Annotated in this window: 9 protein-coding genes; all 9 read left to right on the plus strand. The window is 45.1% G+C overall.

Annotated features, from left to right (window positions below):
* Nucleotides 1-105: 105 nt before the first annotated feature.
* Nucleotides 106-891 carry a glycosyltransferase family A protein gene (locus tag DWW60_RS03835; RefSeq protein WP_242859110.1) on the plus strand — a complete coding sequence of 262 codons (786 nt, stop codon included), beginning with the start codon at nucleotides 106-108 and terminating at the stop codon, nucleotides 889-891.
* Nucleotides 888-1,919 carry a glycosyltransferase family 2 protein gene (locus DWW60_RS03840; protein WP_117874410.1) on the plus strand — a complete coding sequence of 344 codons (1,032 nt, stop codon included), beginning with the start codon at nucleotides 888-890 and terminating at the stop codon, nucleotides 1,917-1,919. Before DWW60_RS03835 ends, DWW60_RS03840 begins: the two co-directional genes overlap by 4 nt.
* A 25-nt stretch (nucleotides 1,920-1,944) precedes the next feature.
* Nucleotides 1,945-2,733, plus strand: a complete 789-nt coding sequence (locus tag DWW60_RS03845) for an ABC transporter permease (protein WP_015534593.1) — start codon at nucleotides 1,945-1,947, stop codon at nucleotides 2,731-2,733.
* 12 nt (nucleotides 2,734-2,745) lie between these two features.
* Nucleotides 2,746-3,606: an ABC transporter ATP-binding protein gene (locus DWW60_RS03850; protein ID WP_022217009.1), complete on the plus strand. Its 861-nt coding sequence runs from the start codon at nucleotides 2,746-2,748 to the stop codon at nucleotides 3,604-3,606.
* 48 nt (nucleotides 3,607-3,654) lie between these two features.
* Nucleotides 3,655-5,487 (plus strand): glycosyltransferase family 2 protein, encoded by a 1,833-nt coding sequence (locus DWW60_RS03855; protein WP_055145048.1) that lies wholly within the window; start codon nucleotides 3,655-3,657, stop codon nucleotides 5,485-5,487.
* A gap of 28 nt (nucleotides 5,488-5,515) precedes the next feature.
* Nucleotides 5,516-8,086 (plus strand): polysaccharide pyruvyl transferase family protein, encoded by a 2,571-nt coding sequence (locus tag DWW60_RS03860; protein ID WP_117874411.1) that lies wholly within the window; start codon nucleotides 5,516-5,518, stop codon nucleotides 8,084-8,086.
* A gap of 5 nt (nucleotides 8,087-8,091) precedes the next feature.
* Complete coding sequence (gene glf, locus DWW60_RS03865; protein WP_015534596.1) at nucleotides 8,092-9,192, plus strand: UDP-galactopyranose mutase; 1,101 nt, start codon at nucleotides 8,092-8,094, stop codon at nucleotides 9,190-9,192.
* Nucleotides 9,193-9,350: 158 nt separating this feature from the next.
* Nucleotides 9,351-13,217, plus strand: a complete 3,867-nt coding sequence (locus tag DWW60_RS03870) for an EAL domain-containing protein (RefSeq protein WP_117874412.1) — start codon at nucleotides 9,351-9,353, stop codon at nucleotides 13,215-13,217.
* A 97-nt stretch (nucleotides 13,218-13,314) separates the two neighbouring features.
* Nucleotides 13,315-14,745, plus strand: coding sequence for an MBOAT family O-acyltransferase (locus DWW60_RS03875; RefSeq protein WP_117874413.1), 1,431 nt, complete (start codon nucleotides 13,315-13,317; stop codon nucleotides 14,743-14,745).

Raw genomic sequence — 14,745 nt, forward strand, 5'->3', positions numbered from 1 at the left:
TTTTTAAAAGAGACGTTGTATAAGTAAGTAAACTACGCTTTCTGCGGTCTTTGTTAATTATGCCCTTTTTTAGGGCTTTATCAGATAGAAATGGGTGTTTGACATATGAGACTAGAAATACTGCTTTCGTGTATGAACCTTCAGGATGAGGATATCATAACGAAATCCCATATAGAGTCCGACACGATCATAGTCAACCAGTGTGGATATGATGGGTACAATGAATATGACAGGAACGGACATAAGACAAGAATTTTTTCGGTGAATGACAAGGGTCTTACCAAGAGCAGGAACTATGCTATAAAGCATTCCGAGGCGGATGTGTGTCTGCTGTGTGATGACGATGAGGTGTTCAGCAGGAATTATGAAGAAGGGATACTGACTGCGTACAGAGATCTGCCAGAGGCGGATGTCATCATATTCAACATAGGCAACAGACCTGCCCATTGGGGCGACATGCCTAAGAAGCTTGGATATCTGGATCTCATGCATGTGGCATCCTGGCAGATATCATTCAAGAGAGAGAGCATAGTCAATAATAATGTATATTTTGATGAGCGCATGGGTGCGGGCTCGGGCAACGGAGCTGAAGAGGAATTCAGATTCCTCACGGATTGCAGGAAGAACGGACTTGCAATATATTATGTACCATTTGTCATAGCGGATGTTGCGCAGACAAAGTCAACATGGTTTAAGGGGTATAACGAAGAATTTTTCATAAACAGAGGTAATACGACAAGATACATCATGGGTTATGTACCGGCGGTATTGTACGCAGCGTATTACAGCATAAGGAAGAGACATCAGTTTGACAGTGATATATCATGGTTTAAGGCCTTCAGACTTATTATGAAGGGAATACATGAGAACAGGTTAGGGAAGAAGAAATGAGTGAAAAAATATTAAGTGTGATAATTCCGTCTTACAACAGCAAGCCATATCTTGACAAATGTCTTGGATCACTTGTTGTTCCGGAGCTTATGGACAAAATAGACGTGATAGTGGTAAACGATGGCTCGACAGACGGCAGTGAGAGTATATGTGAGGAGTACATTGAGAAGTATCCTGACAGCTATTCACTTATTAATAAGGAGAACGGAGGACATGGCTCAGCGATAAATGCCGGAGCTGAGAAGGCCAGGGGCAGATACATGAAGGTGCTTGACGCCGACGACTGGTTTCTCACAGAGAGTATTCCTGAGTTTATAGGAAAGCTTGAGAATGCCAGTGCGGATGTTGTTCTGACATGTCACCACACCATCAATATAACAACAGGGGAGATAAAGAACTGGAGATGTTTCCCTGATGAATTCGACAGAGAATATACTATGGAAGAGGTCATGTCAGACTGGAAAAAATTTGACAGAAGCCTCACATTCCATGGAATAACATATAGAACACAGTTTTACCGTGAGAATGGAGTCAGACTTGCAGAAAAAGTATTCTACGAGGATCACGAATATGCGACATATCCATGCTGCTTGGCAAAATCCATACTGCCACTCGATATGTTCGTGTACGAGTACAGGATCGGGGATGTGTCCCAGAGCGTATCCGCGCAGAATCAGTTCAAGAGAATCGACCATACCAAGATGGTCATAGTAAAGATGCTCAAGAACAGAGAGGACATCTCGGAGCAGTGGGCTCTTGAATACTGCGACAAGAAGATACATCTTCTTCTGCTGAGCTTCATGGTAACTTCCATGCTATGCGATTCCGACAGAAAGAGAGGTGTTGCACGGGTAGATCAGCTTATGAGTTATATAGTCAAGAGAGACAGACACGTCGTTGATATGACATTGAAGCATTATAAGATACTTAAGCTTCTGAATGCTGCGCATGTGGGTCTGGAAGGCTACAACAAAATGCTTAATTCAAAGCTTTACAACAAGGTAAGGCACAATAAGAGTTTTGAATAGATTTACTATGGAGGATTAACGAAAAATGAAAGTAAAAAGCGGAAGCTTTTTAGAAGTTTTTAATTATAAAGATCTTTTAAATCAGCTTGTTTCAAGAGATATAAAGTTAAAGTATAGAAGAAGTTTTCTTGGATATGTGTGGAGTATCCTGAACCCATTGCTCATCATGATCGTAATGGTTATCGTATTCTCCAAGATGTTCAACAGATCGATACCACACTTTCCTGTGTACCTTTTTGCAGGACGTATACTGTACGAATTTGTAATAGGTGCATGTGGTAAGGCACTTGGAAGTATAACAGATAATTCGTCACTGCTTAAGAAAACGTATGTGTCAAAGTTTATGTTCCCGCTGGCAAAGATCACAAGCTCACTTGTTGACTGCCTGTTTTCACTGGGAGCGTTTCTTATCGTTATCATATTCACACGTTCACCATTTTACTGGACGATGCTGTTGTTCCCATTCATATTCCTTCAGGCCTATATATTTGCCTGCGGATTGGGCTTTTTTCTTGCACAGCTCCATGTATTCTTCAGAGATACAAGATATATATGGAATGCGGTCACCACAGCGTGGATGTACTGTTCAGCGATATTCTATCCTATAGATATGCTGCCAGACTGGTTGAAGTTACTTGTGAATTACTTCAACCCACTGTATGTATATATCAAGCAGTTTAGATGCATAGCGCATCAGGGAGTGATGCCTGATCTCACTACTATCGGTCTCGGATTCCTCTATGCATTCTTTTTCTTTGGACTGGGAGTGCTGTGTTTCAAGAAGAATCAGGACAAGTTCATTCTGTATATTTAGGAGGTGTGGCAGTTGGCTAACGTAGAAGAGAAAAAGAACGAACTTGATGATAAGAAGATTTTCACCTCAAATGCACAGCGTACAACAACTGTGGCAAAGGGTGAGACCATTATAGAGCTCAAGGATGTGACCATAAGATTCAACAAGAACAATCTGAAGGTGGACAATCTGAAAGAGTATTTTATAAGACTTGTGACAAAACAGTTGATGTTCCAGGAGTTCATAGCGTTAAAGGACATCAATCTTGATATAAAGAAGGGCGAGGCGTGGGGCTTCCTTGGAACCAATGGTGCCGGAAAATCCACCCTGCTCAAGGTAGTCAGCAGAATATTGAAGCCTGCCAGCGGTACTGTTAAGGTATCGGGAACTGTGGCAGCCCTCATAGAGCTTGGAGCCGGAATCGATCCACAGCTCACGGCCCGTGAGAATATATTTCTCAACGGAACTCTGCTGGGATATTCAAAGGCATTTATAGAGTCAAAGTTTGACGATATAGTTGAGTTTTCAGAGTTGCAGGATTTCCTTGACTCTCCGGTCAAGAACTTTTCTTCAGGTATGAAGACCAGACTTGCATTTTCCATAGCGACGGCGGTTGAGCCGGATATTCTCATTGCGGATGAGATACTTGCTGTAGGTGATATGCGATTCAAGAAGAAGTGTGCGGCCAAGATGACTGCCATGCTGGAGGATGGAACGACCCTGCTGTATGTATCCCACAACATAGCTGCTGTCAAGAAGCAGTGTAACAAGGCTATGTGGCTGGATCATGGAAATGTAGTTATGGTGGGAGATGCCGATACGGTATGCGATGCATTCAAGGCCGAGATGGATGCACCTGCACCGGCAAAGGCCCAGAGCAAGGACAAGAAATAACAAGAAATCAGGCAAGATGTTTGATATACAACACAGGAGGATTGGATAATGTTACAGAATGTGAAGTTGCAGAATGTGATGCTGCAGATGAATCTGGATGTGAACTTGATAGAGTATCCTGAATTCAGCGCCATTGGAAAGGGAGAGGAATCACCATTTATATACGACTCAGAGAAGAAATGTCATGTTGTTGAGAAGCTCACAAAGGTTAATTTCATGAGCTATTACAACTGCATTCAGGTAAAACGCTGGTCAGAGTATACAGGGGTAAAGAACTTCAAGCTCCACCTCACAATGAAGGGAAAAGCTACAATATCCGTATATGCAATATATTCAGCATCCGTTGCGGTTACCTACAATCCACTTGTATCACAGGTAGTTGAGAGTGATGAGGTTTCAGAGGTGGTTGTGAACATACCAGAGACAGATAAGGCTCTTGTAGGTTTCTATATGGATACCCTGGAAGATACAGAGATATATAGCGGATACTATTCTGCTGACATCGAGGAGGACAGAATAAGAGATGTAAATATCTCTCTTGTCACAACAACATTCAAGAAGCAGGAATATATCAAGCGTAATATAGACCTCATCAAGTCAAATGTACTCTATGATGGAAGCGACCTCAAGGGACACATGTTCGTACACGTCATTGACAATGACAGAGAACTCGATCCATCAGAGCTCGACAGTGAGGATCTCAAGGTTTATATGAATAACAACGTAGGTGGAGCCGGCGGTTTCACCCGTGGAATGATAGAGGCACTGGAGCTTCCAAAGAAGCCTACACATGTACTCCTCATGGATGATGACGTTATGGTCATGCCAGAGAGTTTGTTCAGAACATATTATCTGCTCAGACTCCTCAAAGACGAGTATAAGAAGTGCTTCCTGAGTGGAGCCATGTTCGATTACGACATACGCCAGAAGCAGTATGAGGACGTGGGATTTGTCCACAAGGCAGACGGATCATACGGTCCGGTCAAGTCAGCTATGGATATGAGGCTTCTCAAGAACATAGTTGCAAATGAGAACTACAGTTTCAATGTTGATGATGCATATGCAGGCTGGTGGTATTGCTGTATACCTGTGGAGCACATCGAGGACAGAGGCTTACCACTTCCGGTATTTGTCAGAGGTGACGATGTAGAGTTCTCATTGAGAAATAAGCCGGGATTTATAGCACTTAATGGTATCTGTATATGGCATGTGGGATTTGCAGGCAAATTCAACGCCGCCATGGAGCTTTATCAGGTTCACAGAAACAGTTTTGTTATCCAGGCGGCAAGCGGAATATGCCAGGATGTGGATTTCCTTGCGAGAGTAAAGGGAATGTTCTGGAAGGATATAACCAGATTTGCATACAACAATGCTGAGCTGCTCATAGATTCCATTGAGGATTACCTCAAGGGACCAGAGTATATCATGCATCTTGACGGAGAGCAGAGCCTCAAGGAGCACAATGCTAAGAACGAGAAGCTTGTGCCGCTGGCAGAGCTTGGCTATGCAGGGGATCTTCCTACAGATCCATACAAGTATGAGAGTCTTAATCTGTTCCGCAAGGTAATGTATGTGCTCACGATAAACGGACATCTTCTTCCAAACTTCATGCTCAGAAGAACACCGTATATCATCGCGTACGACTGGTTCTTTGTTCCGGGAAAGAATTACATGAAGAAGACTCTCGTTGCCGTGAACAAGAACGGTGGAACAGGAGTCAGAAGAACGATCAACAGAAAGCGTTGTTTTGCGCTTATAAAGAGATATAGAAAAGTATTGGCTAAATACAAGAAGACACATGTGGAAGTTGAGCAGGCTTACAGAAATGCATTTGACGAGATGAAGACAACTAAGTTCTGGAAGGAATATCTGCATATATAAAGTGATATGGAAGGAGTATCTTTAGGGTATGGCTACTATTAAAGGTATAAAAAACCGTTTGGCGGCTGCGGGAAGAGCACTGGGTGGAGATTACACCTCAGAGAAGAACGGTTCGAAACCAAAGGATAAGCTCAAGGCATCCCAGCGAGTAAATGCGGCGCAGAGGGCGATGAGCGGTGATTACGCTCTCAGAGACGGCGAAAAGCCTGTTGTAAAGGTCGAGCCTGCTGAGATCAGGATGAATAAGGTATTCACCACGAAGGAAAAAGCAGAGCCTGCGATCAAAGTGTTTGAGAAGCAGGAGAGTGCCAGACAGAGAGAAGAAGAGCGAGTAGAGTGGAGAAAGAAAGCGGTGAGACGCGATAGCGACAAGACAGTCGGATGCATACATCCTGATTACTGCTGTGGCTGCGGCGCGTGCTACAGTGTATGTCCGGTAAATGCTATAAGCATGAAGTATGATTCAGAGGGATTTCTTGCTCCTGTAGTGGATCGCAGCAAATGTACAAACTGCGGTCTGTGCAGAAAGATCTGTCCATCTATAAATCTTGAGTATAAGAACACTGTCGAGCCTGCATGCTATGCGGCATATGCAGACGATGAGATAAGGGCAAAGAGTTCGTCAGGTGGAATATTCACACTGCTGGCTGAGTATGCATTTGAGCAGGGTGGAGCTGTATGCGGAGCAGGATACACAGACGATTTCAAGGTTGAACACTTTATCATAGAGAGCTCGGATGATCTGGACAAGCTCAGAAAATCCAAGTATGTTCAGGCTGATGCATCGAAGGTGTATGCGGACGTTAAGAAGATACTCAAGGAAGGCAGAGTGGTAGTATTCTGCGGATGCGGATGTCAGGTCGCAGGACTTTACGCAACACTCAAGAATGTGGATATATCAAATCTCTACACAATAGATCTGATGTGCCACGGCGGCCCATCGCCAAAGCTGTTCGATGATTATCTGAACAAATACCACGGCAAGGATCAGGGCAAGGTTGCTGATGTTGGATTCAGAGACAAGGACTACTTCGGCTGGTCTACAGAGATGACTGTAAAGTACACTGACGGAACAGTTTATCACAGAACAAGGACACAGGATCCATATTACAGAGCATTCCTTCCTTGTATATCGACGAGAAAGTTCTGTGGACACTGCGCATATGCGAAGCTTCCGAGAACAGGTGATATAACACTTGCAGATTTCTGGGGAATCCAGAAGTACAACAGAGATTACACTGACGGCAAGGGAACATCCATTGTGTCAGTCAACAGTCCACAGGGTGAGAAGATATATGCTGCCATAGCAGACAAGCTGCTCCTGAACAAGGAGATACCTTGTGATGATGTACTCAAGACAGGACAGCCATTTGACCACTGCTTCAAGAATCATCCTGCCAGACAGAGATATTTTGAGCAGATAAAGAATGGCTCATCCATGGAGAAGGCATACGATTATGCCATCAAGGACAAGTACGATGTAGGTATATATGGCGTGTGGTTCGGTGCGAACTACGGAAGTGTTGCTACCTATTACGCACTTCACGAGATCATCAGATCATTTGGTCTGTCAGTGCTCATGATAGACATGCCTGCAGCCAAGACCGGAGCCGGCAAGCCTGACACCCATGCGAGAAGATTTGCAAAGGCACATTACCATGAGAGCAAGAGATACACACTGAAGGATATGAGGGAGCTCAATTCCAAGGTCGATACATTCATCATGGGATCAGATCAGGTGTGGAACAGAGGTATAAGCAGAGGCTTCGGCTTCTCATTCTATTTCGATTTTGTTGAGCCGGATAAGAAGAAGATCGCATTCTCTGCATCATTTGGACATGACAGGGATTTCTGTAATGTACAGGACAGGGAGACGATATCTGAATACATGAGACAATTTGATGGAATATCCATCAGAGAGACCAGTGGAGTTGAGATCTGTAAGGATGTGTATGGAATAGATGCGGTGAGAGTTCTCGATCCTGTATTTGTTGCAGACAGAAAGATATTCGATTCACTGGCAGACAAGGCAAAGAAGAAGCACGATGGCAAATATATGCTTGCATATATACTTGATCCAACTCCGGAGAAGAGAGCCGCAGTGGTTGAGGTTTCAGAGAAGCTCGGCCTTGAGGTAGTTGTTCTTCTGGACGGACGTCCAAAGGACCCGGTGAAGAACCGTCAGATCATGGATATGGACGACAAGATCGTCGACGACATAACAGTCGAGGACTGGCTGAACTATTTCAGAAATGCAGATTTCGTTCTCACTGATTCATGCCACGGAATAAGCTTCTCACTTGTATTTGAGACAAACTTTATCGGACTTGCAAACAGTGCAAGAGGAATGACAAGATTTGAATCCCTCGTGGATGTATTCCAGGTGAGAGATCATTACGTTCAGGATGCGGCAGACATTCTTGGAAATGATGAGCTGTTGAAGCCTGTGGATTACGACAATGTTAATAAGATACTTATGTCAGAGAGGGAGAGATCCCTTGCATGGCTTAAGGAAGTATTGTTCAGACCTAAGGAGTTTGAGGGTTATAGAGCATATCCAATTATAGATAAGAGATTGGCGGAAGATAAGGAGGATTAAGTAACATGGCAAAGTATGATTACCTCATAGTAGGAGCCGGATTATTCGGCGCAGTATTTGCATACGAGGCAGGCAAGAGAGGCAAGAGCTGTCTGGTTATAGACAAGCGTCCACATATTGCAGGCAACATTTACACAGAGCAGGTGGAGGGTATAAACGTTCACAAGTATGGCGCACATATATTCCACACATCTGACAAGAAGATCTGGGAGTATGTAAACCAGTTTGCAGAGTTCAACAACTACATTAACTCACCTGTAGCTTCGTACAAGGATGAGCTGTACAACCTTCCATTCAACATGAACACATTCAGCAAGATGTGGGGAATCAAGAAGCCTTCAGAGGCAAAGGCAATCATTGAGAAGCAGATCGCAGATCTGAACATTGGAGAGCCAAAGAACCTTGAGGAGCAGGCACTCAAGCTTGCCGGTACAGATGTGTATGAGAAGCTTGTCAAGGGATACACAGAGAAGCAGTGGGGAAGACCATGTACAGAGCTTCCTGCATTCATTATCAAGAGACTGCCTCTGAGATTCATATACGACAACAACTACTTCAATGACCGTTTCCAGGGAATCCCAATGGGCGGATACACACAGATCATTGAGAAGATGCTTGAGGGCGCTGAGGTCAAGACTGACACAGATTACTTCGATTTTATCAAGGAGAATCCTGACATCGCAGACAAGACTGTATACACAGGTATGATCGATGAGTTCTTCGGATTCCAGTACGGACCACTTGAGTACCGTTCAGTAAGATTCGAGACAGAGGTACTCGATGAGGAGAACTACCAGGGAAATGCTGTTGTGAACTACACACACAGAGATGTTCCATACACAAGAATAATCGAGCACAAGCACTTTGAGTTTGGAAAGCAGCCAAAGACAGTTATCAGCCGTGAGTATTCAGCAGAGTGGAAGCCGGGCGTAGAGCCATACTACCCTGTAAACAACGACAAGAACAATGCGCTTTACGAGAAGTACAAGGAGCTTGCAGAGACACGCAAGGATGTAATATTCGGCGGAAGACTTGGACAGTACAAGTATTATGATATGGACAAGGTAATCGCAGCAGCACTTGAGTGTGTTGAGGCAGAGTTCTAATCGTGAGATAGAGCATATTATAAAGCCATACAAAGGGACGCATACCGGAATACAGATTTTCCGTATATGCGTCCTTTTTGCGTGCCGGAAGCATGGGTGATACGTCAAAATAAAAAAGATATACACTTTCGACAGAACGTGATAGAATTATACTAATTATGGGCATGTTATTTGGTGGATACGATGCCCAGGGGGTAAAAATTAAAAGGGTAAAGGGTGTATATGTTATGACAAGGAAGAGGATTGCGGTACTGACAGCCCAGGCTGATGAGTACACCCAGGGTAGATTCCTCTCGGGGTTTTTTGAGAAGGCATTTCAGCTTGATTATGATGTGTGCGTGTTCTCAATGTATCTGAAGTATCAGGATACAGCTAGCAGAGAAGTGGGGGACGCCAACATATTCAACCTGATAGAATTTGACAAATATGATGCGGTGGTCATATGTACTGACAGGATCAGGACTCCGGGAACAGAGGAGGGACTCCGGTGGCGTGTGGAGCATGAGTTTGATGGCCCGGTACTGATAGTCGGCGACGAGATAGAAGGATATAAATCCATAAATATTGATCACAGAAAGAATATATGCGGGCTTACGGATCATCTCATAGAAGAGCACGGATACCGTGATATAGTGCTGCTTGATGGCTGGGAGAATAATGCCAATTCCGAGCTGAAGAAGCAGGGATTCTTTGACAGCATGAAGAGTCATGGTATCGATGTGGATGAATCGTCGGTCTACTATGGCAATAACTGGTTTGACTCAGGACGCCAGACCGCAATGGAGATAACAGAGAACAGAGACAGACTTCCACAGGCTGTGGTGTGTGCCAGTGATCACATGGCACTGGGGCTGGCGGCTGAGCTGGAACAGAGAGGCGTGAGGGTCCCTGAGGATATAGCGATAACGGGATATGACGCTGCGGAGACGAACGATGACAGAGTCATACCGCTGACATCGGTTGATATACCTGCAAAGGTTGACGGCGAGTACGCCGCAAAATGGATAGACGCAGAGATAAACGGAAGATCTCTGGAGAACTATAGGAGCAGTGCGTCTATACACTGGGGAAAAAGCTGTGGATGTGAGCAGTGTACGGAGAAGCCGGGAAAGAGAGACGTGACGGCATGGGATATGAATGCTCAGCCGGGAAGCTATGGTTCATACTATAACCATATGATGGAGGATCTGTTATCCCAGAGAGATTACAGGGAATTCTACAATACCATATTCCAGTATGCCCACACGGATGGCAACATGAGCAGTTTCAGTCTCTGCCTGAATGAATATTGGAAGTTTCCTGAGGTCATGATGGGGTCAAATGCACTGAGAGTCGGATACACGAAGAATATATACAGGGTCATCAGAAGCTGCGGTGATGGAGACGGTGCGATAGATTTCGATGACTGTTTTGACGTGTCCAGACTGATACCTGAGCTGGATGCAGACAGGGACAGACCTGAGGCTTACATATTCACTCCACTCAATTTCGACGACAGATGTTTTGGATATGCGGTTGTGAGCTATGGAAGCGAGTGCAGGGCGTACGATATTTCATATAGCACATGGATCAAGCAGATCATGCAGGGCATGGAGGCGTTCTACAGACAGGCGAGTCTTCAGAAGCTTCTGGACAAGGTCAATGCATCGCAGATCCGTGATGATCTGACCGGAGTGTACAATTATAACGGATTTATGGCGAGGTGCAGGGATATGTGTAACGATGCCGTTGCACATGGCAGGAGCATTGAGCTTCTGGCTATAGATATAAAGGGACTGGGACAGATAAATGCAAGTCTCGGCAGAAAGGTCGGGGACGAGGCCATACAGGCACTTGCCAGAATGATCTCGGCATCCCTTGAGAAATCAGACGTATGTATGAGAATGTGTAACGATGAGTTCATCGTGGCATATCAGGTGATGGGAGATGCGGAGGATCACGCAGACGCCATAGTTAAGAGTGTGGAGAGCCGTACCAGGGAGTTTAACAGGACAAATGGCGACAATTTTGTCATGGAGATATGCTATGCGGTGGACAGACAGATGGTTGCGAATGCGGAGGCTCTGGACAACTATGTGAACGCACTCATAAGCAACAAGAACAATGCCAAGATTAAGGCGTACATTGAGAGCACGAGAAATGCAGAGCTGTCACAGGAGGATATAGAGAAGGACAAGCTTGCCACGGAGATTCTTGACAGGAATCTGCTCACATATCATTTCCAGCCTATAGTTAATGCCCGCACAGGTCAGATCTATGCCTATGAGGTGCTCATGAGATCGGCAGGAGAGCAGTACATGTCTCCTCTCGACATAATACAGAGTGCTGAGAGACTTGGACGTCTGAGCGATGTGGAGAGAGCCACATTTATCAATGTGTTGAGACTCGTTGAGGACAAGCGAGAGGAACTTGAGGGCAGAAAGATATTCTTTAACAGTATACCGGGCTGCAGGCTGTCGGAGGAGGACACCGCTGTCATAGAGAGCAAACTCAGGGAATTTGGTGGACAGGTGGTCGTGGAATTCACCGAGGAGGCTGAGATGAGCGACCAGCTACTGGATCAGATAAAGGACAAGTACGGCAGGATGAACATAGAGACCGCCATAGATGACTATGGCTCAGGTTATTCAAATGTCAACAATCTTCTCAGATATATGCCGCGTTACGTGAAGATAGACAGGATGCTCATGACAAATATACATGAGGATCCGCAGAAGCAGCATTTTGTTAAGGATATTATAGAATTTGCGCATGACAATGATATCGTCACTCTGGCGGAGGGCGTTGAGCTGGATGTTGAACTCAAGGAGGTCATCAGACTTGGCGCAGATCTCATTCAGGGTTACTATACGGCGAAGCCTTCACCGGAGGCGATTGCCGAGATAGATAAGAGGATCATAAACGAGATAGTCCAGTACAATCAGAACGAGATCACAAAGTATGGCAAGAAGACCTATGTCATAACCGATGAAGACGAGATATCGATGGTTCAGCTTGCATTTAACAAATATACGGCGCTTGATTTCAAGAAGATAGATGACCAGTACAGGTACGTCAACATGACAGGTACACCGGGCTTCAAGTCCAACATGCTGATAACCATAGGAGACGGCTTCAGAGGCGAGCTCAGGGTGGACAGCATAAGCCTTGGAGGAGAGAAGGGCATACCTTGTATAAAGATAGAAGACAACTGCGATGTCAGGATAGTCCTCACCGGGGACAATGAGCTGCGCACAGGCGGTATACAGGTAGCCGAGTCGTCAAAGCTCGAGCTTGCCGGAGATGGAGATCTGAGGATCACACTTGCGGGTGGCAGATACTTTGGAATAGGAAACGATTTTGCGTCGAGACACGGAGATCTGTATTTCAATCAGGATGGAACGCTGTCCATAACGGCCACCGGAATGAGGGGCATTGGAATAGGATCCGGCCTTGGCGGTAATATATATATTGGACACGGACGATACGAGATAGATCAGAGAGGTCAGGAGGGTGTGATGATAGGCTGTATGGACAGCGACTGCACTCTTCACATAGAGAACTGTGACATGGAGATATACAATGGAATCGCCAGGAGTGTATCCATAGGTTCATATAACGGAAGCGCGGATATAGCTATTGACAATATATCCGGCAAGATATCCGGGGCATCCATCTCGACAGCAGTCATAGGAACCATGAATGGAAAGTTCTGCAGGGTTGCCATGAAGAATATCAATATTACCATGAACATCAGGGCAAATGAATGTTATGGTATAGGCTGCCGTGGGGGCGATACGGACGTCAGCATACAGTACGCTTACGTCAAGGTGGTGGCACAGGGCAAGGATGCCTACGCCATGGGTAACAGCACCCACACCGCCAGACTGGAATTCTCCAACTCGGATATCAACACACAGGTGATCAACAGTGTGGGAACTGATATAGGTGCAGAGGAGAAAAATATCGTGATCGGTAACGGTAGAGTGAGCTTCATGGTGAATGGAATATCAAAGAACAGGGAAGTGCAGATGGTCGATCTGTAGGCGCCTATTCCGAAGCGTACAGTTAATCATTATTAATATTGTGTTGTTGACTGTTGTGAAGTATAATACAGCCGATTGACATGATGGGAGAATATTTATGGTTTTTTCGAGTTTAATATTTTTGTTTGTTTTTCTCACTGCAAACCTGATAGCATATTTTGCGGTGAGCCCTGAGAAACGCAATAAGGTATTGCTGATATTTTCACTGGTGTTCTATGCCTGGGGAGGCCCGAGATATCTTCTGCTCCTGGCGGGAGAGACTCTGGTGAGCTGGCTGTTTGCCATTCGCATAGATGAGGCACGTGCCGGATATACCAAGAGATCTGAGAAGTTTTATCTTGTGTGTGACCTTGTGATAATGCTTGGCTGTCTTGCGATATTCAAGTATCTGGGATTTTTCCTCGGCAACATAAAGGCAGTGTTCGGCGTGCCGAAGACCGTGCCTGGAATAGCTCTCCCAATAGGAATCTCTTTCTATACATTCCAGCTCATATCATATGTGGTGGATGTGTACAGGAACGAAGTCAGACCACAGAGAGAATACTGGAAGCTCCTTCTGTATTCAAGTCTGTTCCATCAGTGTATAGCGGGACCTATCGTCAGATATGAGACCGTTGCTGATCAGATAGACAACAGGAAGATAACAGCGAACGACATATACATGGGACTGAGAAGATTTTCAGTCGGACTGGCAAAGAAGGCGATACTGGCCAATTCCTGTGCCAGCATAGCCGACACCCTGCTCCCGGCGGGAGTGGCGAGCCTCAAGGCTCAGACGACACTTGAAATGTGGCTTGGAATGATAGCGTATATGCTTCAGATATACCTTGATTTCTCAGCATACTCAGACATGGCCATCGGAATGGGAAGGATGGTAGGTTTTCACTATGATGAGAACTTTAATTACCCATATATGGCTACATCGGTAAATAATTTCTGGAGGAGATGGCACATATCACTCAGCTCATTCTTCAGGGATTACGTATATATACCGCTTGGCGGCAACAGATGCAGCACAGCGAAGTACATCCGCAACATGGCTATCGTGTGGTTTCTCACGGGAATGTGGCACGGAGCAAGCTGGAATTATATATTCTGGGGAATTTATTATCTGGGCTTCCTCCTTCTGGAGAAGTTTTATCTGGGCGGAAGACTCGGCCCTGTGGCATCCAGAATATATACGCTGCTCGTTATCCTGTTCGGATGGACCATATTCAGATTTGAGAGCCTTCGTGAGCTTGGAACAGTGCTTGCGGGAATGTTTGGAATAGGAACATCGGGATTTGCAAATATGGCACTTGGAACAATATTTGTGAAGAACATATTCTTCCTGATATTTGCATGTATTGCGTGTACGGATCTGGGCAAGAGACTCAGAAAATGGGCTATAGAAGTTGGAAAGGTCAACCCACTTGTATTCAACGTGTTCAATGTAACTGAGATGATAACACCGGTACTTATGCTCGTGATCTCAGTGCTGGCGCTTGTGGGTGCAAGCTATAATCCTTTCCTGTATTTCCAGTTTTAA

Source organism: Coprococcus sp. AF16-22, from assembly GCF_003461545.1.
In the GTDB taxonomy this organism is placed as follows: domain Bacteria; phylum Bacillota; class Clostridia; order Lachnospirales; family Lachnospiraceae; genus Coprococcus; species Coprococcus aceti.

Coding starts and splice junctions, on each gene's coding strand:
- DWW60_RS03860 (WP_117874411.1), top strand. CDS start 5,516: ATGGCTACTATTAAAGGTATAAAAAACCGTTTGGCGGCTGCGGGAAGA.
- DWW60_RS03835 (WP_242859110.1), top strand. CDS start 106: ATGAGACTAGAAATACTGCTTTCGTGTATGAACCTTCAGGATGAGGAT.
- DWW60_RS03870 (WP_117874412.1), top strand. CDS start 9,351: ATGGGCATGTTATTTGGTGGATACGATGCCCAGGGGGTAAAAATTAAA.
- DWW60_RS03845 (WP_015534593.1), top strand. CDS start 1,945: ATGAAAGTAAAAAGCGGAAGCTTTTTAGAAGTTTTTAATTATAAAGAT.
- DWW60_RS03840 (WP_117874410.1), top strand. CDS start 888: ATGAGTGAAAAAATATTAAGTGTGATAATTCCGTCTTACAACAGCAAG.
- DWW60_RS03875 (WP_117874413.1), top strand. CDS start 13,315: ATGGTTTTTTCGAGTTTAATATTTTTGTTTGTTTTTCTCACTGCAAAC.
- glf (WP_015534596.1), top strand. CDS start 8,092: ATGGCAAAGTATGATTACCTCATAGTAGGAGCCGGATTATTCGGCGCA.
- DWW60_RS03855 (WP_055145048.1), top strand. CDS start 3,655: ATGTTACAGAATGTGAAGTTGCAGAATGTGATGCTGCAGATGAATCTG.